Origin of the sequence: Halanaerobium saccharolyticum (assembly GCF_003053565.1) — a bacterium.
Lineage (GTDB): Bacteria > Bacillota > Halanaerobiia > Halanaerobiales > Halanaerobiaceae > Halanaerobium > Halanaerobium saccharolyticum_B.
Window position 1 is genome coordinate 37187 of record NZ_QAXS01000007.1, and the last position, 25848, is coordinate 63034.

Here is a 25848-nt window from a genome sequence, read left to right on the forward strand (position 1 = left end):
GATTATGCAGGAAAGGAGGCTCTTTGATGTTAGTACCTAAAAGAGTAAAACATCGTAAGCAAATGAGAGGAAGAATGAAAGGTAAAGCCCACCGGGGAAATAAAATCACCTTTGGTGAATATGGCCTACAGGCCTTAGAACCCGTTTGGATTACCAATAGACAGATAGAGGCTGCTCGTGTTGCCCTTACCAGAAGTATTAAGCGTGGAGGTAAAGTTTGGATCAAGATTTTTCCAGATAAGCCAGTAACCGCAAAGCCTGCTGAAACACGTATGGGTAGTGGTAAAGGTGCCCCTGAGAAATGGGTGGCAGTTGTTAAACCAGGTAGAATTATGTTTGAGCTGGCTGGTGTACCGGAAGAGGTTGCCAGAGAAGCGATGCGCCTTGCATCTCACAAACTACCTATTAAAACTAAATTTGTAGCAAGAGAGGGAATGGATGGTGAGGCCGATGAGAGCTGATGAATTAAGAAATTTAACAGAAGCAGAGTTAGAACAGAAAGCCCGCGAATTTAAAGAAGAGTTATTTAACCTTCGCTTCCAACATGCAACAGCACAGTTGGATAATCCTATGAGGATTAAAGAGGTTAAAAGAATTATTGCCCGAATTAAAACTGTTCTGCGGGAAAAGGAACTAGGTATCGAGAGGGCTTAATTCTTTTTTGAAAGGAGGTTTCTTATGGAAAGAAATAGTCGTAAAGAGCGTAAAGGTGTTGTAGTTAGTGATAAGAGAGATAAGACTATCACTGTAGCTGTAGAGCGCAGAACACAGCATCCTAAATATAAAAGAGTTGTTAAGAAAACAAAAAAATATACAGCTCATGATGAAGAGAATGTTTGTAATGAAGGTGACATTGTAAGAATTATGGAAACACGTCCATTAAGCAAGACAAAGAGATGGCGTTTAGTAGAAATTGTTGAAAAAGCAAAATAAGTCCTGGAAGTAGAAAGGAGGGCCTGAAAATGATACAATCTGAAAGCCGTTTAAAGGTAGCGGATAATTCAGGTGCCCGTGAACTTTTATGTATTAAGGTACTTGGAGGCTCCAAAAAGAAATATGCTAAAGTTGGAGACACAATAGTAGTCAGCGTTAAAGAAGCTATTCCTGACGGAATGGTGAAAAAAGGTGAGGTTGCTAAAGCTGTAGTTGTTAGAACCAAAAAGTCCTTAAAGCGCAAAGACGGCACCTATATTAGATTTGATGAAAATGCAGCAGTAATAATAGATGACAACAATAATCCTAAGGGTACACGTATTTTTGGTCCTGTGACCCGTGAACTGAGGGAAAAGAATTATATGAAGATTATCTCCCTTGCACCGGAGGTATTATAGAAGGAGGGGATTGGATTGAGAATTAAAAAAGGTGACACTGTGGAAGTAATATCCGGAAAGGATAAAGGTAAGCGCGGTGAGATTTTAAAAGTAATTCCTAAAAAAGATCGCGTAATCGTTGAAGGTGTGAATATAGTACACCGCCATGTTAGTCCTACTCAGGATATGCCGCAGGGTGGAATTATAGAAAACGAAGCACCAATACATGCTTCAAATGTTCAACTCGTCTGCCCCCGTTGTGACGAAAAGACAAGGGTTGGCGCAGAGCGTTTAGATGACGGTACTAAAGTTAGAAAATGCAAAAAATGTGATGAAGTTGTTGATAAATAAATAAGCGGAAGGAGGTCCAGAAATGTCAGTATTAGCTAATGAATACAAGGAAGAAATTCTACCCCAGCTAATGGAGAAATTTGATTACAATAATGTAATGGAAGCTCCTAAATTAGAAAAAATAGTAGTTAATGTTGGGTTAGGAGATGCTAAAGAAGATACTAAACTTCTGGATACTGTTGTTGATGAGATCGCAAGAATAACAGGACAGAGTCCTACTGTAACTCGAGCAAAGAAATCTATTGCTAATTTTAAAATTAGAGAAGGCATGCCGGTTGGAGTAAAAGTTACTCTTCGCGGTGAGCAGATGTTTGAGTTTTTATATAAGTTAATTAATATTACAATGCCACGTATCCGAGATTTTAGAGGTGTATCTCCTAAATCATTTGACGGTCGCGGTAATTACAGCTTAGGAATAAGCGAACACACTGTTTTCCCAGAAATCAATATTGATGATGTTGATAATGTTCATGGTATGGAAATTACCATTGTTACATCTGCCGAAACAGATGAAGAAGCATTTGAATTATTATCACTAATGGGAATGCCATATAAGAAGTAAAGACCTATAAATTGAAGGAGGGTTTAGTTTGGCACGTAAAGCTTTAATTGAAAAGGCCAATAAAGAGCCTAAATATGAAACACGAAAAGTGAATCGCTGCAGCAGATGTGGACGTTCACGCGGATATATGAGAAAATTTGATTTATGCAGAATTTGTTTCCGAGAATTAGCCCACAAAGGCGAAATTCCTGGAGTTAAAAAAGCAAGCTGGTAAAACTGGAAGGAGGTTTGTAAATGAATTTAACAGATCCAATAGCAGATATGCTGACCCGGATTCGCAATGCTAATAGTGTTGGGAAAGACAGAGTTGATATTCCCGCTTCTAAGGTTAAAACCAGCATTGGTGAACTTTTAAAAGATGAAGGTTTCATTAATGATGTAAAATTAGTTGAAAGAAAACCTCAGAACATGATTCGGGTTTATTTAAAATATGGAGATAATGACGAAAAAGTTATAAGTGGAATTAAAAGAATCAGTAAGCCTGGTTTAAGAGTATATGTAGGTAAGGAAGAAGTGCCGCAGGTACTTGGAGGTTTAGGAATCGCAGTGATTTCAACTTCCCAGGGTGTTATGAGCGATAAAGAAGCAAGAGAAAAAGGTATCGGTGGAGAGGTTCTCTGTTACGTCTGGTAATAAGATGTAAGTAGTAGGATGTCGGATGTCAGATTCCTGACTGACGGCTTCTGCTTGGGAGAATTTTTTCAGATAAAATCTACGGAGGTGAAATTTATGTCACGTATTGGTGATCTACCTATTGAAATACCAGAAAAAGTTGAAGTAACTGTTGATGGTCAGACTGTTAAAGTCAAAGGACCATTAGGTGAACTAGAAAGAACTTTTAAAGCTGGTATTGATATCAAAGTTGAAGATAATGAAGTTGTTGTTGAACGCAATGGCGAAGATATTGAAGCTCGCTCCATGCACGGTTTGGTTAGAAGTTTAATCGAAGGTATGGTTGAGGGTGTAAGCAAAGGCTTTGAGAAGAAATTAGAAATGGTAGGTGTAGGATATAATGCTCAGGTTCAGGGTGATAAACTCAAACTTGAGGTTGGATATTCACACCCGGTAATTATAGAAGCTGAAGGTGATATTTCTTTTGAGGTTGAAAAGAATACAAATATCACAGTTAAAGGTATAGATAAACAGCGTGTTGGTGATACAGCAGCTAAGATTCGTGAAGTAAGAAAACCAGAACCTTACAAAGGAAAAGGAATTAAATATGTTGGAGAACATATTAGACGTAAGGTCGGTAAAACTGGTTAATAGAAAGGAGTGAATGTGATGGGTAAAAGAGAAGCAAGACAAAAGCGCCATCAGAGAATTAGAAATAAAGTTGTGGGTACACCAAATCGTCCAAGAATGAATGTAACCCGTACTTTAAAGCACATGTATGTGCAGATTATAGATGATTTATCTGGAGAAACTATTGCTTCTGCATCTACTCTTGATCCAGCTCTTCGCGATTCAATTGAAGTAGCAAGTAACAGAGATGCTGCTAAAATGGTAGGAGAGTTAGCTGCCAGTAGAGCACTGGAAAAAGGAGTAGAGACAGTAGTATTTGATAGAAGTGGATATAAATACCACGGCCGAGTTAAAGCTCTGGCTGATGCTGCCCGCGAGGAAGGGCTAAAGTTTTAAATAAGGAGGTAAATTAATGAGTAAAATTAATGCTGATAAACTCGACCTTGAAGAGCGCGTAGTAAATATTAACCGTGTTGCCAAGGTTGTAAAAGGTGGCCGTAGATTTAGCTTTAGTGCCCTGGTAGTTGTAGGGGACAAAGAAGGCCATGTTGGTGCAGGTATTGGTAAAGCAAACGAAGTACCTGAAGCCATCAGAAAAGGTATTGATGCAGCTAAAAAAGAATTAATCGAGGTTCCAATTGTGGAAACAACAATTCCCCATGAGAAAACTGGAGTTTTTGGTGCTGGTAGAGTTCTACTAAAGCCTGCTGCTCCTGGTACTGGTGTTATTGCTGGAGGTCCTGTGCGTGCGGTAATCGAACTTGCAGGAATTAGCGATATTTTAACTAAATCTCTTGGAACATCTAATCCGATTAATATGATCAATGCTACAATTACTGGTCTTAAAGAACTTAAGAGCGCAGAACAAGTTGCCAAATTAAGAGGTAAATCTGTAGAAGAATTAATTGGATAATTATCAAGGAGGTGTAAGTATGAAATTAAATAATCTTAAACCTGCTGCTGGATATAAAAAAGATCGCAAAAGAGTTGGTCGTGGTACTGGCTCCGGTCGCGGTTATACATCTGGTAGAGGTGCAAATGGACAGAACTCTCGTGCAGGTGGAAGAGTACGCCCAACATTTGAAGGTGGACAGACTCCTCTGTTTAGACGTCTTCCCAAAAGAGGGTTTAATAATAAATTTAAAAAAGAATTTAATGAAATTAATGTATATCAGTTAAATAGATTCTCTGCTGATGAAACTGTAACACCTGAAGTTTTATTAGAAAAGGGAATTATTGATGGTATTGCAAAAAATGGAGTAAAAATACTGGGTAAAGGTGAAGTTAATGTTGCCCTGAATGTAAAAGCAAATGCTTTTACTGCTTCTGCCAGAGAAAAAATAGAAGCTGCTGGCGGAAAGTCAGAGGTGATTTAAGTTGATTAAGGCTCTCGGTAATGTTTTTAAAGTAAAAGAACTTAGAAATAAAGTTTTATTCATGCTTGCTATGATGGCAGTTTACCGCCTGGGAGCACATATTCCGGTCCCTGGAGTAGATGTAGCATTGCTTCAGGAAAGACTTTTTGGCGGAAACTTTGGTGGAGCACTTGATTTTTTAGATCTATTTGCAGGTGGTGCTTTAAGTAACTTTACTATTTTTGCGATGAGCATTACTCCCTACATTACTGCTTCAATTATTTTACAGCTCTTGACTGTAGTTGTACCTAAATTAGAAGAGCTTTCTAAACAGGGTAATGAGGGCCGCAAAAAAATTGCTCAGTATACCAGATATGGAACAATTGTACTTGCTGTAATTCAGGCAATTGGTATTACACTTTATATTCAGCGTTTTGGTGCTGTTCCTAATGCAACAGCGTTTGATATTGCCCTAATTATTGTAAGTTTAACTGCTGGTACAGCTTTCTTAATGTGGCTGGGTGAGCAGATTACGGATAAAGGAATTGGAAATGGTATTTCTATTATCATTTTTACATCTATTATCTCTCGCTTCCCGTCAGATATGTATAACACATATGAGTTATTACAGGCAGGCACAATCTCAATTTTAAATGTGCTAATTTTTGCTGTACTGGCTATAATAATTATTGCCGGTATTATTTTTGTTCAGCAGGGAGAAAGAAGAATCCCGGTTCAGTATTCAAAGAGAATTGTGGGCCGCAGAGTTTACGGAGGTAGAAGTACTCATATTCCGATGAAGATCAATCAGGCTGGTGTTATCCCAGTAATCTTCGCTTCTTCTGTACTCTTATTCCCTGGAATTATTGCACAGGTTTTACCTTATGACTGGGCAACAGGTCTGGCAAATGCAATTAGTCCTGGATCTACACTTTATATGGTACTGTATGGTCTGATGATTTTATTCTTTACTTATTTCTATACTGCTATTACCTTTAATCCAGAAGAGGTAGCAGACAATATGAAAAAGTATGGTGGGTTTATTCCTGGAATTCGTCCTGGAAGACCAACTATTAATTATTTAGATAGAGTTTTAATGAGAGTTACATTAGCAGGAGCTATATTCTTAACAATTGTAGCATTACTTCCTTTTGCAATGCAGCCGCTGACTGGTGTAACAATTAGTTTTGGAGGAACATCCTTAATCATTATGGTTGGTGTTGCTTTAAAAACTATGGAACAGATCGAATCCCATCTCCTGATGAGACACTATGAAGGTTTCATGAAATAAAGAGGAGGAAATAAAATGGATATGATTTTACTGGGTTTACCCGGTGTTGGTAAGGGTACTCAGGCTAAAAAATTAGAAGCAAGTTTGGAAATTCCTCATATTGCTACTGGTGATATTTTTAGAAAGGCAATTAAAAATAAAACCCCACTGGGAAAAAAAGCTAAATCATTTATTGATGCCGGCGAATTAGTACCAGATGAAGTAACCATTGGAATTGTTGAAGAACGATTAAAAGAGGATGACTGTAAAGAGGGATTTATCCTGGATGGATTTCCCCGTACAATTGCACAGGCAGAGGCTTTAGATGAGATTTTAGCAGAGCAGAATAGAGAGCTTGATCTTGCGATTTATCTGCAGGCTGAAATAGATATCTTAGTTGAAAGACTGGCTGGACGCAGAGTATGTGTTGATTGTGGGGCCACCTATCATGTAAAAAATGATCCACCTGAAGTTGAAGGTGTATGTGATAAGTGTGGAGGAGAAGTAATTCAGCGCAGTGATGATGAGGAAGAAACAGTTAAGAAACGAATTGAAGTAAATAAAGAAAAGACTGCTAAGCTTGCAGATTACTATCAAAACAAAGGAATACTGCATGAGGTTAAAAGCACCGGCGGAATTGAAAAGGTGCAGCAGCGACTAATGAAATTAATTGAGGCGAATAAATAATGATTATCTTGAAATCGAGGCGAGAAATTGATATAATGCGTGAAGCAAATCAGATAGTGGCAGAAACACATGCTTATCTGGCAGAAAATATTAAACCTGGTATATCTACTGCAGAACTTGATCAGCTTGCTGATGAATTTATTCGCAGTAAGGGAGCTGTACCTTCTTTTAAAGGATATCAGGGTTTTCCAGCCTCTATTTGTATTTCAATTAATGAAGAAGTTGTACATGGTATTCCTGCTGATCATCGTTTTTTAGAAGCTGGTGATATAGTAAGTATTGACATTGGAACTTTTTATGAAGGCTTTAATGGTGATGCTGCCAGAACACATGCAGTTGGTTCAATTTCGGAAAATGCCAGCAAATTATTGAAGGTAACTGAAGAATCTCTTCTTAAAGGAATTGAAAAAGCAGTTATCGGCAACAGATTATTTGATATTTCACATGCTGTACAGGAATATGTCGAAAAAAATGGGTTTTCTGTGGTTCGGGATTATGTTGGTCACGGAATCGGTCGTGATATGCATGAAGATCCACAGATACCTAATTTTGGTCCGGCAGGAAAAGGTCCTAAATTAAAAGAGGGTATGACCCTTGCTATTGAGCCAATGGTAAACATTGGCGGTTATGAAGTCGAGACATTAGAAGATGACTGGACAGTAGTAACAAAAGATAGAAGCCTTTCTGCTCATTTCGAGCATACAATAGCAATAACTAAAGATGGAGTTGAAATATTAAGTAAACTTTAACTTTTATTGCAGAGCCTGTCTTATCTATGGTATAATATACAGTGCGTGTTAAAAAGAGAGCTTGAAGGAAAGAGTGATATTTTTGGATACTGCTTTTAAAGTTGGCGAAATTGTCAGGTCGACTGCCGGCAGAGATAAAGATACTTATTATTTAGTAATAGATATAGATAATGAGTCAGATCAAAAAATAAAAGTTGTCGATGGTGTAAAGAGGAAATTTAATAATCCAAAATATAAAAATAGCAGACATTTAGAAAGTACAGGTCAGATTGCAGCAGAGTTTTTAAGAGATTTAAAAGATAAGAAACGAGTTCGCAGTGAAGATGTTCGCTTAATTTTAAAGGATTATCTCAGTAAAGAGGAGGTCAAATAATTTATGGCAAAAGAAGATCCTATTGAAGTCCAGGGTACTGTAGTTGAACCCCTGCCAAATGCAATGTTTAGAGTTGAATTGGAAAACGGACATAAAGTTCTGGCACATGTTTCAGGAAAAATGAGGATGAATTTTATACGAATTTTACCTGGTGATAAGGTAACAGTAGAACTTTCTCCCTATGACTTGAGTCGTGGCCGGATAACTTATCGACATAAAGCGAAATAAATTACCACAAGGGGTGATTGTTAATGAAAGTAAGACCATCAGTTAAGCCGATTTGTGATAAATGTAAGGTTATTAGACGCAATGGTAAAGTAATGGTTATTTGTGAAAATCCCAAGCATAAACAGCGTCAGGGATAAAAAATACTGGAGGTGAAATCATGGCTAGAATTGAAGGTGTTGATCTTCCCAGAAATAAGAGGGTAGAGATTGGATTGACATATATTTATGGTATCGGTAGAACTACTTCTCAAAAAATTCTTGAGAGCACAGGCGTTGATCCTGATACAAGAATTAAAGATTTAACTGAAGCTGAAATTTCAAATTTAAGAAGTGAAATTGATGAGCACTATATAGTTGAGGGTGAATTAAGAAGAGAAAGAAGAGCTGATATTAAAAGATTAAAAGATATTGGTTGTTACCGTGGTCTTCGTCACCGCAGAGGTTTACCAGTGCGTGGACAGAGAACTAAAACAAATGCTCGTACACGTAAAGGTCCTAAGAAAACTGTTGGTGTAACTAGATCAAAACCAGCTAAGTAAGGAGGGAATATAATTAATGGCTAAAAATAAGAAGAAAAAATCACGTAGAAGAAAAAAGGTTAAACGCAATATAGAAAAAGGTCAGGCTCATATTAAATCTACATTTAATAATACAATTATTTCAATTACTGATGAAGAAGGTAAGGTAATTGCCTGGTCAAGTGCTGGAAAAGTTGGTTATAAAGGTTCCAGAAAAAGTACTCCTTTTGCTGCTCAGCTGGCTGCAGAAAATGCTGCTGATGAAGCAAAAGAAATGGGTCTTAAGGAAGTAGAAATTTATGTTAAAGGTCCTGGTTCTGGTAGAGAGTCTGCAATTAGAACTCTACAGTCTGCAGGTTTAAACATTACTTTAATTAAAGATATTACTCCTATTCCACATAATGGATGTAGACCCCCAAAAAGAAGACGTATATAATTATATAATAGAAAGTTGAGGTGTAAAAATGGCAAGATATACAGGTTCAGTTTGTAAATTATGCAGGCGTGAAGGTGAAAAATTATATTTAAAAGGCGCCCGTTGTTATAGTGATAAATGTTCTTTTGATCGCAGACCTTATGTTCCAGGTGAGCATGGTCAGGGACGTCAAAAAGTATCAGAATATGGTTCTCAGTTAAGAGAAAAGCAGAAAGTTAGAAGAATTTATGGAATTATGGAAAAGCAGTTCCGTAATTACTTCGAAAAGGCTGAAAATGAAAACGGAGTTACAGGTGAAAACTTCCTCCAGTTATTAGAAAGAAGACTGGATAATATTGTTTACAGAATGGGTTTTGCCAGCTCCCGCAGTGAAGCCAGACAGTTTGTATTACACGGTCATATTAAAGTGAATGGACGTAAGGTTGACATTCCTTCATATGAAATAGATGTAGATGATGTTATTAGTGTAAAAGATTCCAGCCGCAAGTCCAAGCGTTTTAAAGAGATTTTTGAATACAATGCTGACTTTGCTACACAGGAATGGCTTAATTCTGATCTTGAAAAAGCAGAAGGTACAGTTGTTGCATTACCAGAGAGGGAAGATATCGATTATCCGGTAGAAGAGCACCTGATTGTCGAGTATTATTCACGGTAAATGAATACCCTCAGTCATAAAATTGTTAATTTAAGGAGGGTAAGCTGATAATATGATAGAAATTGAAAAACCACGTGTGGAAAGACTGGAAAGTGATGAAAATTATGGTCGTTATGAAATTTCTCCTTTAGAAAGAGGATATGGAACTACTCTTGGTAATTCTCTGCGTCGTATTTTGCTTTCTTCTCTACCTGGAGCTGCACTTACTTCAGTTAAAGTAGAGGGTGTAAAGCATGAATTTTCAGCTATTCCAGGAGTAGTTGAAGATATGACAGATTTAATTTTGAATCTAAAAGAAGTAGTTGTTAAATATTCAGGTGATGAACAGACAACTATTCGTTTAGAGGCAGAAGGAGAAGGAGAGGTAACTGCTGGAGATTTTATTTCTTCAGGTGATGTACAGATTGTCAATAAAGATCACCATATTGCCACTCTCGCGGAGGATGGCAGACTTGTTTTAGAGGCTACTGTAGATAAGGGTAGAGGTTATCATACCGCTGAAGAAAACAAAGACTTATTTGATAATAATGTAATTGGTCTAATTCCAATAGATTCTTCTTACAGTCCTATTGATAGAGCCAATTTTAATATCGAAAATACCAGAGTTGGTCAGGTAACTGACTTTGATCGTCTGGTTCTGGAAGTAGATACAAATGGTAGTATTCATCCTGATGATGCTATCAGTCTTGCTGCTAAAATCATGGTTGAGCATCTTGAACTATTTATCAATTTAACTGATGAAATTGAAGATGTAGAAATTATGGTAGAAGTAGAAGAAGAAGAAAAGGATAAAATCTTAGATACAACAATTGAAGAATTAGAGCTTTCAGTTCGTTCTTCTAATTGTCTGAAACGGGCCGGGATCAATACAGTTGAAGAATTAGTTGATAAAACTGAAGATGATCTGATGAAGGTTCGTAATCTTGGTAAAAAATCCTTGCAGGAAATTAAAGATAAATTAGATGAACTTGATTTAGATTTAAAAGAGAATGAAATTTAAGGAGGGATTTTAGGTGGCTAAGCGTAAATTACAGAAAAGATCTTCCCATCGTCAGGCTATGTTAAGCAACATGGCGACATCATTATTTCGCGAGGGAAGAATCGAAACTACACTACCTAAGGCAAAAGAATTAAGATCTTATGCTGAGAAGCTTATTACTGCTGCGAAGACCAACAATCTTGCTTCAAGGCGTAAAGTGATGAGCAAAATCAAAGACAAAGAAGTAGTTACAAAATTATTTGATGAGATTGCACCTCAGTATTCAGAAAGACCTGGTGGTTATACAAGAATTTTAAAAATGTATCCCCGTCGTGGAGATGCAGCTAAGCAAGCGATTATTGAACTAGTAGAATAATACTGAATGTAGGTGTTAATATGAGCCTGATAGAAATAAATGGGGTAGATTTTCTTTATGAAAATGACGACAGTGATAGACCGGCCCTGCAGAATATTGATCTGCAGATTGAAGCCGGTGATTTTGCTGTTATTATTGGTTCAAATGGTTCAGGCAAATCTACCCTGGCAAAGTTATTAAATGTACTCTTAACTCCTTCCAAAGGAGAGATTTTTGTTGCAGGTTTAAATACTAATAATCGTGATAATACCTGGAAGGTTAGGCAGAAGGTTGGAATGGTTTTTCAAAACCCGGACAATCAACTTGTTGCTTCTATGGTTGAAGATGATGTAGCATTTGGACCTGAAAATTTAGGGGTTCCAACCGAAGAGATTCGTCAGAGAGTGGATAAATCTCTTGAAATGGTAGGAATGGCTGGATTTCAAAAATTTGCCCCTCATAAATTATCTGGTGGGCAGAAACAGAGAGTCGCAATTGCCGGGGTTATTGCCATGGAACCTGACTGTATAGTTCTTGACGAACCGACTGCAATGCTTGATCCGCAGGGTAGAAAAGAAGTGATGGAAACAGTACAATATTTAAACAAAGAAAAAGGAATTACTGTTGTCCATATAACTCACTTTATGGAGGAAGCGATAAATGCAGATAAGGTTATTGTTATGAACCAGGGTCAGATTTTGCATAAAGGGAGTCCAAAATCCATTTTTAGATTAGTTGAGCAGTTAAAAGATGTTAACTTAGATATACCTGTTGCAGTTGAGGTTGCTGAATATCTGCGTCAGGAAAAGATTAATATTCCTGATATTTTAAGCATAGATGAGTTGGTGGATGCATTATGTTAATTGAATTAAATAATGTTAGCCATATCTATCAGGATGAAAATAATGTTAAAGCATTAAAAGATATTAATTTAGAGATCAGCAAGGGAGAATTTATTGGAATTGTAGGACACACTGGTTCTGGTAAATCTACCTTAGTTCAGCTTTTTAACGGACTGATCATACCAAGTTCTGGAACCGTTAAGGTTAATGGGAAAAATATAACTAATGAAAAAAGCAATTTAAAAGAAACCAGACGTCATGTTGCTTTAGTTTTTCAGTATCCTGAACATCAATTGTTTGAAGAAACAGTTTTTCAGGACATAGCTTTTGGCCCTAAAAACCTTGGTTTAAAAAAAGGTGAAATAGAGAAAAGAGTTAAAGAGGTTATGGACTTAGTCGGTCTTGGTTACGAAGAATTTAAAGACCGTTCTCCATTTAATTTAAGTGGAGGCCAGCAGCGGAAAGTTGCAATCGCTGGAGTTTTAGCTCTAAAGCCTGATGTTTTAGTTCTGGATGAACCCAGTGCTGGACTTGATCCACAGGGTAGAAAACAGCTTGCAGAACTGCTGAAATATCTCTATCAGGAACTTGAAATGACAGTCATCTTAATCTCACACCGGATGGAAGAGATAGCTGAACTTGCAAGTAGAGTTATTGTGATGCATCAGGGAGAAATTGTTATTGATGATACACCAGTGAAAGTTTTTTCTCAGGAACAGGAGCTGCATAAACTTTCTCTTGATCTTCCTCAAATCACAGAAATTCTACACCGTCTGGAAGAAAAAGGATTGAAGGTAAATACAAATTTATTTTCTATATCTGAGGCATCAGCTGAAATAATTAAAGCATTGAGGAGCAAATAATATGCTAAAAGATATAACAATTGGTCAATATATAGCACGCGATTCTATTGTTCATGCTCTGGATGCCCGGATTAAGATAATTATTACAACGATTTTAATAATTGCTTTATTTACTATTGATACATTTAGTGGTTTTGGCTTTTTTTCTGCTTTTATTTTGGTAGTTATTTTATTATCCAAAATCTCATTAAAAAAAGTTCTCAAAGGTTTAAAGCCAATATTGATTTTGGTATTATTTACCCTTGTAATTCATGTTTTCTTAACTAAAGGTGGCGAAGTTCTTTGGGCCTGGAAATTTATTTCTATAGAATCTGAAGGAGTATACACCGGTTTTTTTATGGTGAGTAGAATATTTATTTTAATCTTATTCACCTCACTTTTAACATTAACCACTTCTCCCCTGCAGTTAACAGATGGAATTGAATATATTTTATCACCTTTAAAGAGGTTTGGAGTTCCAGCCAGTGAGCTGTCAATGATGATGACAATAGCTCTAAGGTTTATTCCAACTCTACTGGAAGAGGCTGATAAAATTATGAAAGCTCAACAGGCAAGGGGTGCTGATTTCGAATCCGGTAATTTAATTCAGAGAGCTAAAAGTTTAATTCCCTTACTGGTTCCGTTATTTATAAGTGCTTTTAGAAGAGCAGATGATCTTGCACTTGCTATGGAGTCCAGGTGTTATCGGGGAGGAGAAGGCAGAACAAGACTGCACGAGCTGGAGTTTAAGTATTATGATTTTATTGCTTTAATTATAATTATTATTCTGGCAGTTGCTGTATCATTTTATTAGGTGAGATTAAATGAAACAAAATTATAAAATTATAGTCGAATATGATGGAAATAATTATAGTGGCTGGCAGATTCAAAAAAACACCAGTCAGACAATACAGCAGAAGTTAGAAAATGCTCTGACTAGAATTAATAAAAAAAGAGTTAGGATTACTGGTGCAGGAAGGACAGATGCCGGGGTTCATGCGGCTGGTCAGACGGCGAATTTCTTTCTGGATGTAGATATTCCAGCTCATAAAATTCCAATCGCTTTAAATAGCGAATTACCTGCTGATATTATCTGTAAAAAAGCAGAAAAAGTGGATGAAGAGTTCCACTCTAGATTTGATGCACGGGGCAAAAAATATAGATATAGAATTTTGAACAGTAATTTTAATTCAGTTTTTGTCCGCAATTTTGTTTATAATGTTTATAAAAAACTTGATATAGAAATTATGCAGAGAGCCGCTAAAGTCTTTGAAGGCTCACATGATTTTGCTGCTTTTTGTGCTGCCGGATCTTCAGCTGAATCAACAGTAAGAGAAATCTATTCTCTGGATCTTTATGCAGCAGATAATGGCGAAATTTGGATTGATGTCATTGGAAATGGTTTTTTATATAATATGATAAGGATTTTAGCCGGTACACTTATTGAAACCGGTCTGGGAAAAAGAACTCTGTCGGAAATGGAATATATTCTGCAGAGTTGTGATCGAAATAATGCTGGTTTTACTGCTCCGGCTCAGGGTTTAACATTAATCGAAGTATTTTATGATTAATTTATATTTTTTTAACTTGACAAAAGCAGAAGATTGTATTAAAATTACTATGAATTATTCTGTCCAACAACAAGCCCCGTTGAGAATAATTTCATGTAATTAGAGAGAGTATTTTAACTAAGGAGGTATAGTTATGTCAACATATATGGCGAAAAATGAAACTGTAGAGCGCGACTGGTATGTAGTTGATGCTGCAGATAAAACTTTAGGAAGACTGGCATCTGAAATTGCTCAGTATATAAGAGGAAAGCACAAGCCAACTTTTACACCTCATGTAGATATGGGAGATTATGTAATTGTGGTTAACGCTGAAAAAGTTAAATTATCAGGTAAGAAGTGGGATGATAAGAAACATTACAGTCACACAAATCATCCAGGTGGTATTAAAGAAGTTACTTATAAAGAACTTCGTGACAAAGATCCAGAATTTATCATTGAAAAAGCTGTTAAGGGTATGTTACCACACAATAAACTTGGTAGAAAAATGTTTAAAAAATTAAAAGTATACAGTGGACCTAATCATCCACATCAGGCTCAACAGCCAGAAAAATTAGAACTTTAATTCTGAAAGGAGGAATTTAATAGATGGCTTCTGAAGTACAATATAGAGGTACAGGTCGTAGAAAGACTTCTACAGCTCGTGTGCGCCTGCTGCCTGGAGATGGAAAGTTTTTAGTAAATGACAAAGAAATTGATAACTATTTTAATAGAAAATCTTTAATTAAAGATATTATGTCACCTTTAGAATTAGTTAACGCTGATGGTACATTTGATGTATTAGTAAATGTTAGAGGTGGAGGACTTTCAGGTCAAGCTGGAGCAGTTCGTCATGGAATTGCTAGAGCACTGCTGGAAGTTGATAAGGATTACCGTGGACCACTTAAGAAAGCTGGTTACTTAACCAGAGACTCCCGTATGGTTGAAAGAAAGAAGTACGGCCGCAAAAAAGCGAGAAAAAGTCCACAGTTTTCAAAAAGATAATATTTATTTTTCATTTTATTACAGGCAGAGCTCAGGCTCTGCTTTTTTCTTTTTTTCTAATCTTAGTTTTAGTTAATTATTTTAAAGCTGAGCAACAAAATGTCGATCCAGAAAAAAATTATTACAATAACTAAGACTCATAAAAGAACTTAGTACAGCTGCCTGAGCAAAGAAACCTCCTGTTTCTGGCTCAGCTCAGAGCGTCCGTGCTCTTCGTCTGCCCTAAGTTCTTTTATTCATCAAGTTATAATAAAATAATTTTTTAGTCACTCATTTTGATGCTCAGCTTTAAAATAAAATATTCAATAGATTAGAAAAAAGAAAAAGCAGGCCTTTGGGGATTAATCAAGTTATAATTAAGCGAATTTCATAATACGCTTAATTTAGTTTAATTCAAAAAAATATTGTCTGCGAATCATAAAAATAAGCCTTTTAACTTGAATTTGTAGATTTTAATGATTTACCATAGATTTACTGCTAAATTTAGACGCACTTAGCTTGGGTATCTTAAAATCTTGCTTTAAAATGCTTTTTAAGCAGCTAAAGTCTGATTTTGAAGCTTGATCTTTTCGGCTGCGATTCTTGCAGCTATCAAACTGATTGAACTTAATAGCAAATGAGTTTTGACTTTTTTGGCTCCCATTACAGTTAAGTTCTCTAAATTTAGATGCTCTTTTAGTCTGGAAAAAGTTCTCTCAACACTGGTTCTCTTGTTGTAGATCCTTCTCCAGGTTCTAGAGTCTCTATGTGGTGTTGATATATATCTGGGGTTCTCTTTTGGTCTAGTTTTAGTTACCTGACCGTAGTTGCTGTCAGAACACCATTTAGTTCCATGAATACAATCAACTTTACCACATACATGTGGGCATCTAAATTTGTTGACTCCTTTGTAATGACCCCAGTAATACATTTTGTGGCCTCCACTGCAGACTGGTGTTCCTTTAAAATCATAGAATCCAGCTGGTGGCTGTTTAGCATTACGCTTGTTAATTGGAATAATAGCCTGAGACTCCTGCTCAAAGAGAATATGTTCATAGATATCAGTGTAATCATAGCCTGAATCCATAGTCCAGTATTTGGGTTTAGTTAAATCTCTTTCAGCTAAAAAGTCATTAACCTTTTCAACTAGGGGTATTGCCTGAGTTTTATCTGCATGATTGGCTGGAGTTAAAGTTAAAGCAATCGGTAATTCTGAGTTAGTTTCAACTGCAGCATGTATCTTCCAGCCAAACCAGGTTATCTGATTTTTATGAGAGTCAAATTTAGTACCCCAATCAGGGGTAGAATTATTTTCTTTATCTATCTTTGACCTTGGTTTAGCTCGTTCATAAGCTTCCAGTTTTGAAGCATCAACAGCCATTGTCTCAGTGTCCAATAAGTTAAAAACAATACATTGATCCAAAAGATTATTCATCAGTATTTCCAGTTCATCAGTCTCAGATAATTTGCTGTAATATCGGCTGAAAGTTGCTTCACTGGGCACCCTGCCAGTGGTAGAAAAACCACAGACATATCTGAGATATGGACTTCTATCAATTTTGCTTACTAAGTCTGCTCTGGTAGGAATCTTTTCAATCTGCTGGACCAGAAAAGCTCTTAAAATAGCTTCTGGATTATATCCAGTTGGTCCTTTATTAGACTTAGGCTTTATCTTTTCAACAACAGGTTTAAGATCAATAGGATCTAAAATACAAATTAATTTGTCAGTTTCCGATAAATTAAGTAATTCTTCAAAGGGAAAGAGACACTCTTGTCGAATATTATTAATAGGGCTTCACCTTCTTTCGAGTTTTTTGGGTGTTACTATTAAATTCGACAAGAATGGGGTGAAGCCCTTTTTATATCATTAAAATCTTTGTTATATCAAGGCTTATTTTTATGAAATTCGCTTAATTAATAAAATGTATCAGCGAAAAGTAGCTTTAGAGGTGTTTTTTTATTAGTTGATTTGTTGTATAATATAAGTGATGAAGGAATTAGATATGAATTCTTAATCTTTTGGAAGTTAAATTAAATTTATCTGCATTGATTTAGAGCTTAACTTTAGCGGAGGTGACAATGATGGGTGTTAAATGTGCTGCTCTGCTGCCTCATCCACCAATTGTGATTGAGGAAATTGGAGGAAGAGAATTAAAAAAAGCAGAAAAAACAGTTCAGGGTTTTAAAAAGACAGCTGCAGAAATTGCTGAATTTAAAGATGAACTTGATTTAATAGTTTTTATTACTCCCCATGGTCCTGTATTTCGTTCTACAGCCTCTTTAATTATTAAGGATCAGCTGCAGGGTAATTTTGGAGATTTTGGTTTTTCAAAGCTAGAATTTAAAGAAAAATCTGACATCAATTTTGCTGAAAAATTACTTCAAAATACCAGTGAGAAAAATCTGGCCTTACAGCCTCTAAGAAAAAAAGACTTGATTAATTATGGTATTGATCAGGAATTAGATCATGGAATTATGGTTCCCTTAAATTATCTTGAAGAAGCCGGACTTAAATTACCAATAGTTCCGATATCTATTGGCTTCATCTCCTACCAGGAGCTTTTTAAAATTGGTAAGGAGATTGCGAGAACTGCAGCTGAGCTTGACTATAAGATAGCAGTTATTGCCAGTGGTGACCTTTCTCACCGCTTAAAAAAGGGAGCACCGGCAGGTTATAATTCTGAGGCACATCTTTTTGATGAAAAATTGATTGAGTATTTTAAAGAAAAAGATTTTGATTCTATATTAAATTTCGATCAGGAACTGGTCGAGAAAGCTGGAGAATGCGGTTTAAGGCCGATTGTGACTATGCTGGGGGCAGTTGATGGCCTGGAGCTAGAACTTGAGGTTAACTCTTATGAAGGCCCCTTTGGAGTCGGTTATGGCACAGTTTTTATTAAGACTAAATCAATTTAGGAGTTTATATAATTAGTAGTGAGGAGTGATTATGATGAAAGAAGAAAAATTTATAACAGATTTAGCCAGAAGAGCAGTTGAAGAATACATTATTTCTGGGAAAGAAGCTGAATTTGAGGAAGCTGAACTGCCAGATATTTTAAAAAAGGAAGCAGGAGTATTTGTAACTATAAAGAAAAATGGTAAGTTAAGAGGCTGTATGGGCACTTTTAGACCGGTACAGAAAAATGCAGCTTATGAAATTGTCAGCAATGCAATGACAGCTGCTGAGAATGATCCCCGCTTTCCTGAAGTTGAAAAAGAGGAATTAAATGAGATTTCAATTTCGGTAGATATATTATCCAAACCTGAAAGAATTAGAGACAAATCGGAACTTGATCCTAAAAAATACGGAATTCTTGTTAAAGGAGGACATCAGACAGGACTACTGCTGCCTGATTTAGAAGGTATTGAAACAGTTGAAAAGCAGCTTAGTGTAGCCAAGAGAAAGGCTGGTTTGCGAGAAGATGCCGCAGTAGAAATTTATCGTTTTACTGTAAGCAGGTTTGATGAAAATGACTGATCTATATCCAGCTCAATATTATCAAATCAAAGATAACGGTATTGTTGAGTGTGAACTCTGTCCCCATAACTGTAAAATTTCAAACAATAAAGTTGGAATTTGTCAGGTTAGAAAAAATATTGATGGTAAATTGTATTCATTAAATTACGGACAGATATCTTCACTGGGGGTTGATCCGGTCGAGAAAAAACCTCTTTACCATTTTTACCCACAGAAAAAAGTTCTTTCTGTGGGCAGCTGGGGCTGTAATATGAGCTGTGTATTCTGTCAAAACTGGCAGATTAGTCAGCAGAAGCCTGAATTGAGGGAGTTTAAACCTGAAGAAATTGTTGAAACTGCTCTCAAAAAAGGGATCGACTTAATTGCCTATACTTATTCAGAACCAGTAGTCTTTTATGAATACATGCTTGAAACAGCTGAAATAGCTGCTGAAAAGGGATTGAAAAACATTCTAGTAAGTAATGGGTTTATTAATCAAAAGCCTTTAAAAAAGCTTCTTCCCTTTTTAGATGCGGCAAATATTGATCTAAAAGCATTTAATAATAACTTTTATCAAGATAATTGTGGGGGAGGATTTGAGCCTGTAAAAAGGACAATTGAAACTCTTGCCCGGGAAATTCATTTAGAAGTAACAACACTGGTCGTTACTGATTTGAATGATGACCTGAATGAATTAGAAGAGCTCTTTAAATGGCTGGCTCAGATTAACAGTCAGATTCCTCTTCATCTGAGCAGATATCATCCAGCCTATAAATTGAATAATCCACCAACAGATTTGGAAAAGATGAAAAAAGCCTATCAAAAAGCAAAAAAACATCTGGACCATGTTTATTTAGGTAATGCAATTATTGAAAATACTGCTGATACTTACTGCAGCAGCTGTGGTAGAAAGTTAATTAAAAGAAAAGCTTACCAGGTAGAGAATATGCTTGATCAGAATCGATGTCCTGACTGTGGTACAGAATTATACGGTGAATTCTAGCTAATCTGTTTAAATAGCGGTTTGTTTTAATAAGACTCTTTTGTCATTCCAGGCAGGAAAGGCATAGTGAAGAAACGAACAATTATCAAATAATTTCAAATTTTGTTTTTTTATAAATTAACTTGACAGTAATTATTAGTACTGCTATACTCTAATTAAGCTCATATAATACTATAAGACTAATAAGGAGGGCTTAATAATGAGAAACAAAAATGTAAAATGTAATGTATGTGGAAGTCAGAACTGGTCTGGTGCACTCTATTGTGAGAAGTGTAGTGGTGACTTATATCATAATCATAATGATGAAAAAATTGCAGCCAAGATTGATCAGGTAAATAAAATCTTTAAGCTGTGGGAGTAAGTCTAATTTGAATAAGAATTTAAAAGGTCGGCCTCTGGCCGGCCTTTTGTTTTTCTAGAAGTTAATTTAGATAATTACAAAATCGAAACCATAAATAAAAACTATGTAAAGAGTTAAAAAATAGCTGTAAAAAATAATTGGAGTAAATAAGTTATGATCACTGCAGATATAAAGATAATTACTGATAACTACTGAAATAAAAATAATTAAGATAAAAGCAGGGGTGAACTCCAAAAAAAGAACCGCAGCAAATAAACCGCTGAAAATCACCGCTAAAAAAGTAGGTAGATAAAGATTAAACAGTGAGAAAATAATCTTATTAAATAAAAATTGTTCTACACTGGCTGTAAATAAAAGAATTAAGAAAACCATAATTAATAGGGGTAAATCACTGTAAATGATTTTGAAAATATTTTCTCCTAACTGCAGGGGAAAAAAGCTGCTTTTAACTTCAGGCCTATAATTAAGATTGATTAAAATCACTCCAGCTGTTAAAAGAAGAAAAATTATAAAAAGTGCCTTTAAGTTGATTTTATCTTTTTTAAATTTAAATCCAAGGTCCGCAAAACTAAAGTCATAGAGCAGATTAAAATAGCTGTAGATTATAAATAAAAATATAATATGAGAGAGAACATTTATAGAAAAAGCAAGAATTTCATTGATATAGATTAAGGCTGTAAAATCTTTTTCAATTATAAAATAACTGCTCAGAGTGATAAAATACCAGGCAGCAATAACTATTAAAAAATCTTTATAATTGAGACGCTGGTCAGAAAAAATATTATTTTTCAAGATATCACCTCCTCTCTATTATTTTCTATTAAAATTTGAGGAATCCTTTAAAATTTTAATTTTTTGTGATGTTTTGAAAAATAAGCAGGGTTTAGAGTCTCTTTTGCCGAATATTTAATTAAGAGGTGATAAAATTGTCCTGGAAAGTTATAACAAGTTTATTAGATATCTTTATTATTGCTTTTATTATTTACTATTTACTCAACATTATCTCAGGAACAAGGGCTGTTCAGCTAATTAAAGGTCTGGGGCTGATTTTTTTGGTTGCCTTATTTGCTCAACTTTTAGAGCTGAACACAGTTAACTGGTTTTTAGATAGTTTTCTGACCATTATTATGGTAGCGCTGCCAATTGTTTTTCAACCAGAATTGAGGAGAGCTCTCGAACAAATTGGGCGGGGAGGATTTCTCAAAGAACAGTTCTGGCAGAACTGGGGACCAAAAGAAATAAATGAAATTGTTATGGCAACAGCAGAAATGTCTGAGAAAAAAACTGGCGCATTAATTGTTATTGCACGCAGAGTTGGTTTAAAAAATTATATCGAGACAGGAATTGAGCTTGATTCCAAAATCAGCAAACAGTTGCTGCTCAGCATTTTTCAACATCAGTCACCTCTACACGATGGAGCTTTGATTATCGAAAATGGTACGGTTCAGGCAGCCAGCTGTTTTTTAAACCTTTCTACTCGTTCTGATATCAATCCACGGCTGGGTACCAGACACCGAGCAGCTATCGGTATTACAGAAGAGTCTGATTCTCTGGCAATAGTGGTTTCTGAAGAAACAGGAGTCATTTCAGTTGCCGAAAATGGACAACTGAGCCGTCATCTTGATACAGCTGAACTGCGGGAAACTCTTGCCCACAGTTTTGAAAAATCTAAAGAAAAATCTTTTATGAGGAGGCATCTCTAAATGTTTTCTCTAACTGAAAACCAAAAAAAATTAATACTTGCCTTTTTTATAGCTGTTCTGCTCTGGGGTTATGCCAGTAATCAAACAGCAAATGTTTTAAATTATGGGGAAGAACAGGCAGCTTCATTTTTACTGGATATTGAAGTTAGAAATTTACCAGAGGAATATCAGCTGGAATCAATGTCTGTAGAAAGAGCAGTAGTCAGAATTGATTATGTTTCTTATTTTTCTAAAATTAATAGATCAGATCTTAATGCTTATGTTGATTTGCGTAATGTTGATCCAGGTGATAATATGAAAATAATTGAGGTTGAATTACCGAGTTCAGCCAGGCTGCTGGGAGTAGATCCAGGCTATATACTGGTTAAAGTAACTGCAGAAGAAAATTAAATTATGATTAATCTATTATATTAATCTATTAGATTAGAATAGTTTATTCTAGAATTTTAAAATTGAGGTGGATATTTTGGAAAAGAAATTATTTGGAACTGATGGTGTACGTGGAGTTGCCAATCATGAATTAAAAGGAGAGCTTGCTTTTAAGCTGGGAAGAATTGGTGGTTATTATTTGAGTAAAAATTCAGATCAAAAGCGGCCTGTAGTCATTATTGGTAAGGATACAAGGCTTTCTGGAGATATGCTGGAGGCAGCTCTGATGGCCGGTTTAACTTCAGTTGGTATTGATGTTTATAGATTGGGAATTATTCCAACCCCGGGAGTCTGTTATTTAAGCAGAACTAAAGAGGTAGTTGGGGGAATAATGATTTCTGCTTCTCATAATCCAACTGCTGATAATGGAATTAAGTTTTTTGATCAGAATGGGATTAAACTAAGTGATCAGGCTGAACTGGAGATTGAAGAGTTAATTTTTAATGATCATTCAGAAGAGCTCCCCTATCCAATTGATAAAGAGATTGGTCTGGTTGAAGAAAAGTACAGCTGGATTGATGAATATATTGATTTTGTAATTGCAAGTGCAGATAAAAAATTAAATGATTTAAAAATTGTAATTGACTGTGCCAACGGAGCGGCTTATCAGGCTTCACCTGCTGTTTTTGAAGCACTTGGAGCCGAAGTAGTGGTAATCAATAATCATCCTAATGGTGAAGAAATTAATGTTAACTGTGGTTCAACAGCTCCTGAACTGGCAGCCAAAAAAGTAGTGGAAACCGGCGCTGATTTAGGAATTGCCCATGATGGTGATGCAGATCGGGTAATCTTAATTGATGAAAAAGGTGAAGTTGTTGAAGGTGACAACATTATGGCTGTTGCGGCAAGAGATCTGCTTAAAGAGGATAAATTAAATAAGAAAACTGTGGTAACAACTAAATACAGCAATTTGGGCTTAAAAGAAAGTCTGGCTGAAGTTGGAGCTGAACTGGTAATAACTAAAAATGGAGACCGCTATGTGCTGGCAGAAATGCTGAAAAATGGTTATAAACTTGGGGGAGAAAAATCAGGACACATTATTTTTAGTGAATATAATACAACCGGTGATGGAATTTTGACTGCGGTTAAAATTGCTTCTATCATCAAAAAAGAAGAGCAGTCACTTTCAGAGCTAAAAGAAGTTATGAGCTACTGGCCCCAGCTTCTGGCAAATGTAAAGGTCAGCCAGAAAGAAGAATGGGAGCAGAATTCTAAAATTGCTGCTGAAATTAAAGCTGCGGAAGAGGAAATAGGTAGTTCAGGTCGGGTTTTTGTTCGTGCATCTGGAACTGAACCACTGATTAGAGTAATGCTTGAGGGTAAGGAAGAAGAACTTCTAAACAAATGGGAAAATAAGCTGAAAGAATTAATTAGTGAAGAATTGAACTAAAAATTTGCTATTTACAGTAATTTATAATAAAATAAATCTGTTCTGACTGATATTTAGTTAAAAATGTCAAATCAGAGAGTTAAAGCCAAAAAAGGAGGTGATTAAAAAAATTGAAGAGAAAAAGCGCCAGAACCTGATTGGGACGGGATTTTAATCAGGTGGACGAGGAAGAAGGTTATCGAATATTCGGCGGATGCCTTCAGGTAGTGGCTGTTCTGCCTCAATTTTATTTCTCAAAATCAGCGGGCAATTGCTGAGACAAAGGGAATAAATAACAGTTGACAGTTGAATATTAATAATAAAAACGGAGGTAAAGATAATATATGTGCGGAATTGTTGGTTACATTGGTGAGAAAAAGGCAGCCCCTATACTGCTTTCAGGTCTGAAAAAGCTGGAATACAGAGGCTATGATTCAGCTGGAATTGCAGTTCAAGAAGAAGAGGCTGTTAAAATTGTTAAAAAAGAAGGTAAATTAGACAAATTAAAGTCCAGTGCAGAAAAAGAAATCTTTAATGGGGAGACTGGAATCGGACATACCAGGTGGGCTACTCATGGTAAACCCTCTGATATAAATTCACATCCTCACACTGATTCTTTTGCTAAGATTGTTATTGTGCATAATGGAATTATTGAGAACTTTAGAGAGTTAAAAGAAGAACTGCTCGAAAAAGGCCATCAATTTGAATCAGAAACTGATACAGAAGTTGCAGCGCATTTAATTGCAAGTTATTATCAGCAGAACAACTTAAAAGAAGCAGTAATTAAGGCAGTAAAAAGACTGGAAGGTTCTTTCGCTCTGGCTGTGATGTCTTATACAGAAAAAGATAGAATTATTGCTGTTCGTAAGGACAGTCCTCTAATTGTCGGCCTGGGTGAAAATGAAAACTTTTTGGCTTCCGATATCCCAGCTTATCTCGAACATACAGATGATTTCTATATTTTAGAAGATGGAGAAATCGCTGATATCAGAAAAGACGAGGTTAAAATCTATTCTTTTGCTGATGAGTTAATTGCTGATAAGCAAAAGACAAAGATCGACTGGGATGCAGAGATGGCTGAGAAGCAGGGTTATCAGCATTTTATGCTCAAAGAGATTCATGAACAGCCAGAATCATTAAAGAGACTGCTGGAGGATAATTTAAAAGATGGCAAAATTGATTTAAGTGAAAGTGGTCTTGATAAAAACTGGCTTGCTAATTATGATAAAATTCATGTTGTAGCCTGTGGAACTGCCTATCATTCTGGAGCTCTGGCTAAGTATCTGCTGGAAGATAAACTTAGAATACCGGTAGAGGTAGAGGTTGCCAGTGAGTACCGCTACCGTAACCCGATTATTGATGAGCGGACTTTAATGATTGTAGTCAGCCAGTCAGGTGAGACTGCAGATACACTGGCTGCACTGAGACTGGCCAAAAATAAAGGAGCAAGTGTACTTGCCCTTACAAATTCTCGTGACAGCAGTATTGCCAGAGAATCTGATATGGTTATTTATTTAAAAGCTGGCCCGGAAATTGCAGTTGCTTCCACTAAGGCTTATACTAATATGGTTGCTGCTTTTTATATTTTGCTGATCGATGGCATGAGGCAGCGTCAGGAAATAAGTGAAGAAGTTGAAGCTAAATATACTTCTGATTTAATAAAATTACCTGAGATGATCAGACAGCTGAGTGAGCAGTCAAAAGATCAAATCAAATTGATTGCTGATAAATATGCAAAAAAAGAGAACATCTTTTTTATTGGACGCAATACAGATTATACTCTTGCGCTTGAGGGAGCACTAAAATTAAAGGAGATTTCCTATATCCATGCTGAGGCCTACCCGGCCGGTGAACTGAAACATGGAACACTGGCACTGATAGAAGAAGATGTGCCGGTTGTTGCTCTCGGCAGTAGGGCGGATGTATTTCCAAAACTATTCAGTAATCTAAAAGAGGTTAAGGCCAGAGGAGCTGAAACTCTCTTAATTACTGAGGAAGATCAAAAGTTCGAAAGAGACAGTGTTGATCATTTAATCGAACTGCCGCTTTTAAATCAGGACTTTGCAGGACTGCTGGCAATTATACCTCTGCAGTTACTTGCCTATTATACTGCTTTAAATTGTGGAGAAGATATTGACCAGCCCAGAAATCTGGCAAAAAGTGTAACAGTAGAATAAAAAATTAATTTCAACAATAAACGATAAAATATGACAAAAACAGACATTAAACCGGGCCTGTAACA

Annotated in this window: 39 protein-coding genes; 37 read left to right on the plus strand and 2 right to left on the minus strand. The window is 36.1% G+C overall.

The features are described 5' to 3' along the window. The first annotated feature begins 26 nt into the window (after positions 1–26). The 29 genes from rplP (at position 27) to rpsI (ending at position 15305) form a co-directional block, all read left to right on the plus strand. Complete coding sequence (rplP, locus tag C8C76_RS04340; RefSeq protein WP_005487011.1) at positions 27–461, plus strand: 50S ribosomal protein L16; 435 nt, start codon at positions 27–29, stop codon at positions 459–461. Then, complete coding sequence (gene rpmC / locus C8C76_RS04345) at positions 451–654, plus strand: 50S ribosomal protein L29 (RefSeq protein ID WP_108138988.1); 204 nt, start codon at positions 451–453, stop codon at positions 652–654. Before rplP ends, rpmC begins: the two co-directional genes overlap by 11 nt. A 24-nt stretch (positions 655–678) precedes the next feature. Continuing rightward, the gene (rpsQ, locus tag C8C76_RS04350; RefSeq protein WP_108138990.1) at positions 679–933 is read left to right on the plus strand and encodes a 30S ribosomal protein S17; all 255 of its coding nucleotides are present in this window, start codon (positions 679–681) and stop codon (positions 931–933) included. A gap of 29 nt (positions 934–962) precedes the next feature. After that, a complete protein-coding gene (gene rplN / locus C8C76_RS04355; RefSeq protein ID WP_076544736.1) occupies positions 963–1331 on the plus strand; it encodes a 50S ribosomal protein L14 in 369 nt (122 codons plus the stop codon). 15 nt (positions 1332–1346) lie between these two features. Next, a complete protein-coding gene (rplX, locus tag C8C76_RS04360; RefSeq protein WP_108138992.1) occupies positions 1347–1661 on the plus strand; it encodes a 50S ribosomal protein L24 in 315 nt (104 codons plus the stop codon). 22 nt (positions 1662–1683) lie between these two features. Further along, positions 1684–2223 (plus strand): 50S ribosomal protein L5, encoded by a 540-nt coding sequence (gene rplE / locus C8C76_RS04365; RefSeq protein ID WP_108138994.1) that lies wholly within the window; start codon positions 1684–1686, stop codon positions 2221–2223. Between the two features lie 28 nt (positions 2224–2251). Further along, positions 2252–2437, plus strand: a complete 186-nt coding sequence (locus C8C76_RS04370; RefSeq protein WP_005487017.1) for a type Z 30S ribosomal protein S14 — start codon at positions 2252–2254, stop codon at positions 2435–2437. Between the two features lie 20 nt (positions 2438–2457). Continuing rightward, a complete protein-coding gene (gene rpsH, locus C8C76_RS04375; RefSeq protein ID WP_108138995.1) occupies positions 2458–2856 on the plus strand; it encodes a 30S ribosomal protein S8 in 399 nt (132 codons plus the stop codon). Between the two features lie 96 nt (positions 2857–2952). Continuing rightward, the gene (rplF, locus tag C8C76_RS04380; RefSeq protein ID WP_108138997.1) at positions 2953–3486 is read left to right on the plus strand and encodes a 50S ribosomal protein L6; all 534 of its coding nucleotides are present in this window, start codon (positions 2953–2955) and stop codon (positions 3484–3486) included. 18 nt (positions 3487–3504) lie between these two features. Continuing rightward, positions 3505–3861, plus strand: coding sequence for a 50S ribosomal protein L18 (gene rplR, locus C8C76_RS04385; RefSeq protein ID WP_108138999.1), 357 nt, complete (start codon positions 3505–3507; stop codon positions 3859–3861). A 16-nt stretch (positions 3862–3877) separates the two neighbouring features. After that, positions 3878–4378, plus strand: a complete 501-nt coding sequence (rpsE, locus tag C8C76_RS04390; RefSeq protein WP_108139001.1) for a 30S ribosomal protein S5 — start codon at positions 3878–3880, stop codon at positions 4376–4378. A gap of 19 nt (positions 4379–4397) precedes the next feature. Beyond that, positions 4398–4841 (plus strand): 50S ribosomal protein L15, encoded by a 444-nt coding sequence (gene rplO, locus C8C76_RS04395; protein ID WP_108139002.1) that lies wholly within the window; start codon positions 4398–4400, stop codon positions 4839–4841. Between the two features lies 1 nt (position 4842). After that, positions 4843–6111, plus strand: a complete 1269-nt coding sequence (gene secY / locus C8C76_RS04400) for a preprotein translocase subunit SecY (RefSeq protein ID WP_108139004.1) — start codon at positions 4843–4845, stop codon at positions 6109–6111. Positions 6112–6126: 15 nt separating this feature from the next. Beyond that, positions 6127–6777, plus strand: a complete 651-nt coding sequence (locus tag C8C76_RS04405; RefSeq protein ID WP_108139006.1) for an adenylate kinase — start codon at positions 6127–6129, stop codon at positions 6775–6777. Beyond that, on the plus strand, positions 6777–7526 hold the full coding sequence (gene map, locus C8C76_RS04410; RefSeq protein WP_108139008.1) for a type I methionyl aminopeptidase: 750 nt from the start codon (positions 6777–6779) through the stop codon (positions 7524–7526). Before C8C76_RS04405 ends, map begins: the two co-directional genes overlap by 1 nt. An 82-nt stretch (positions 7527–7608) precedes the next feature. Further along, the gene (locus C8C76_RS04415; protein WP_108139010.1) at positions 7609–7899 is read left to right on the plus strand and encodes a KOW domain-containing RNA-binding protein; all 291 of its coding nucleotides are present in this window, start codon (positions 7609–7611) and stop codon (positions 7897–7899) included. 3 nt (positions 7900–7902) lie between these two features. After that, positions 7903–8127, plus strand: coding sequence for a translation initiation factor IF-1 (gene infA / locus C8C76_RS04420; protein WP_005487029.1), 225 nt, complete (start codon positions 7903–7905; stop codon positions 8125–8127). A gap of 23 nt (positions 8128–8150) precedes the next feature. Then, positions 8151–8264, plus strand: a complete 114-nt coding sequence (gene rpmJ, locus C8C76_RS04425) for a 50S ribosomal protein L36 (protein ID WP_005487032.1) — start codon at positions 8151–8153, stop codon at positions 8262–8264. Between the two features lie 20 nt (positions 8265–8284). Then, the gene (gene rpsM, locus C8C76_RS04430) at positions 8285–8665 is read left to right on the plus strand and encodes a 30S ribosomal protein S13 (protein WP_108139012.1); all 381 of its coding nucleotides are present in this window, start codon (positions 8285–8287) and stop codon (positions 8663–8665) included. Between the two features lie 16 nt (positions 8666–8681). Next, entirely contained in the window at positions 8682–9080 is a 399-nt protein-coding gene (gene rpsK, locus C8C76_RS04435; protein ID WP_108139014.1) for a 30S ribosomal protein S11, read from the plus strand. A gap of 28 nt (positions 9081–9108) precedes the next feature. Further along, a complete protein-coding gene (rpsD, locus tag C8C76_RS04440) occupies positions 9109–9735 on the plus strand; it encodes a 30S ribosomal protein S4 (RefSeq protein ID WP_108139016.1) in 627 nt (208 codons plus the stop codon). A gap of 52 nt (positions 9736–9787) precedes the next feature. Then, positions 9788–10735, plus strand: a complete 948-nt coding sequence (locus tag C8C76_RS04445) for a DNA-directed RNA polymerase subunit alpha (protein ID WP_108139018.1) — start codon at positions 9788–9790, stop codon at positions 10733–10735. Positions 10736–10748: 13 nt separating this feature from the next. Then, positions 10749–11090: a 50S ribosomal protein L17 gene (gene rplQ, locus C8C76_RS04450; RefSeq protein ID WP_108139020.1), complete on the plus strand. Its 342-nt coding sequence runs from the start codon at positions 10749–10751 to the stop codon at positions 11088–11090. Positions 11091–11110: 20 nt separating this feature from the next. Next, entirely contained in the window at positions 11111–11932 is an 822-nt protein-coding gene (locus C8C76_RS04455) for an energy-coupling factor transporter ATPase (protein WP_108139022.1), read from the plus strand. Continuing rightward, complete coding sequence (locus C8C76_RS04460; protein ID WP_108139024.1) at positions 11926–12774, plus strand: energy-coupling factor transporter ATPase; 849 nt, start codon at positions 11926–11928, stop codon at positions 12772–12774. The genes C8C76_RS04455 and C8C76_RS04460 overlap by 7 nt, the downstream gene beginning before the upstream one ends. 1 nt (position 12775) lies before the next feature. Next, a complete protein-coding gene (locus tag C8C76_RS04465) occupies positions 12776–13567 on the plus strand; it encodes an energy-coupling factor transporter transmembrane component T family protein (protein WP_108139026.1) in 792 nt (263 codons plus the stop codon). Positions 13568–13577: 10 nt separating this feature from the next. Then, entirely contained in the window at positions 13578–14324 is a 747-nt protein-coding gene (truA, locus tag C8C76_RS04470; RefSeq protein ID WP_108139028.1) for a tRNA pseudouridine(38-40) synthase TruA, read from the plus strand. 133 nt (positions 14325–14457) lie between these two features. Continuing rightward, entirely contained in the window at positions 14458–14886 is a 429-nt protein-coding gene (gene rplM / locus C8C76_RS04475) for a 50S ribosomal protein L13 (protein ID WP_108139030.1), read from the plus strand. A gap of 23 nt (positions 14887–14909) precedes the next feature. Beyond that, on the plus strand, positions 14910–15305 hold the full coding sequence (gene rpsI / locus C8C76_RS04480) for a 30S ribosomal protein S9 (protein ID WP_073159789.1): 396 nt from the start codon (positions 14910–14912) through the stop codon (positions 15303–15305). A gap of 532 nt (positions 15306–15837) precedes the next feature. On the opposite strand, the gene C8C76_RS04485 is transcribed toward rpsI, so the two are convergent. Next, positions 15838–17073 carry a transposase gene (locus C8C76_RS04485; RefSeq protein WP_308812579.1) on the minus strand — a complete coding sequence of 412 codons (1236 nt, stop codon included), beginning with the start codon at positions 17071–17073 and terminating at the stop codon, positions 15838–15840. A gap of 290 nt (positions 17074–17363) precedes the next feature. Here C8C76_RS04485 and amrB point away from each other — a divergent pair, with 290 nt between their 5' ends. From amrB to C8C76_RS15075, 4 genes are all read left to right on the plus strand, one after another. Continuing rightward, the gene (gene amrB / locus C8C76_RS04490) at positions 17364–18200 is read left to right on the plus strand and encodes an AmmeMemoRadiSam system protein B (protein WP_258222417.1); all 837 of its coding nucleotides are present in this window, start codon (positions 17364–17366) and stop codon (positions 18198–18200) included. Positions 18201–18234: 34 nt separating this feature from the next. Continuing rightward, positions 18235–18762: an AmmeMemoRadiSam system protein A gene (gene amrA, locus C8C76_RS04495; protein ID WP_108139036.1), complete on the plus strand. Its 528-nt coding sequence runs from the start codon at positions 18235–18237 to the stop codon at positions 18760–18762. Then, complete coding sequence (gene amrS / locus C8C76_RS04500; RefSeq protein ID WP_108139127.1) at positions 18755–19744, plus strand: AmmeMemoRadiSam system radical SAM enzyme; 990 nt, start codon at positions 18755–18757, stop codon at positions 19742–19744. The genes amrA and amrS overlap by 8 nt, the downstream gene beginning before the upstream one ends. A gap of 199 nt (positions 19745–19943) precedes the next feature. Continuing rightward, complete coding sequence (locus C8C76_RS15075; protein WP_166637078.1) at positions 19944–20105, plus strand: hypothetical protein; 162 nt, start codon at positions 19944–19946, stop codon at positions 20103–20105. Between the two features lie 66 nt (positions 20106–20171). On the opposite strand, the gene C8C76_RS04505 is transcribed toward C8C76_RS15075, so the two are convergent. Then, the gene (locus C8C76_RS04505; protein ID WP_108139038.1) at positions 20172–20897 is read right to left on the minus strand and encodes a hypothetical protein; all 726 of its coding nucleotides are present in this window, start codon (positions 20895–20897) and stop codon (positions 20172–20174) included. 125 nt (positions 20898–21022) lie between these two features. Here C8C76_RS04505 and cdaA point away from each other — a divergent pair, with 125 nt between their 5' ends. The 4 genes from cdaA to glmS all read left to right on the plus strand — a co-directional run bounded on the left by cdaA (position 21023) and on the right by glmS (position 25783). Continuing rightward, a complete protein-coding gene (gene cdaA / locus C8C76_RS04510) occupies positions 21023–21808 on the plus strand; it encodes a diadenylate cyclase CdaA (RefSeq protein ID WP_243733872.1) in 786 nt (261 codons plus the stop codon). Further along, the gene (locus C8C76_RS04515; RefSeq protein ID WP_108139042.1) at positions 21809–22198 is read left to right on the plus strand and encodes a hypothetical protein; all 390 of its coding nucleotides are present in this window, start codon (positions 21809–21811) and stop codon (positions 22196–22198) included. It begins immediately after the preceding gene. Positions 22199–22274: 76 nt separating this feature from the next. After that, positions 22275–23627: a phosphoglucosamine mutase gene (gene glmM / locus C8C76_RS04520; RefSeq protein WP_108139044.1), complete on the plus strand. Its 1353-nt coding sequence runs from the start codon at positions 22275–22277 to the stop codon at positions 23625–23627. Positions 23628–23950: 323 nt separating this feature from the next. Continuing rightward, a complete protein-coding gene (gene glmS / locus C8C76_RS04525; RefSeq protein ID WP_108139046.1) occupies positions 23951–25783 on the plus strand; it encodes a glutamine--fructose-6-phosphate transaminase (isomerizing) in 1833 nt (610 codons plus the stop codon). The last annotated feature ends 65 nt before the right edge of the window (positions 25784–25848 follow it).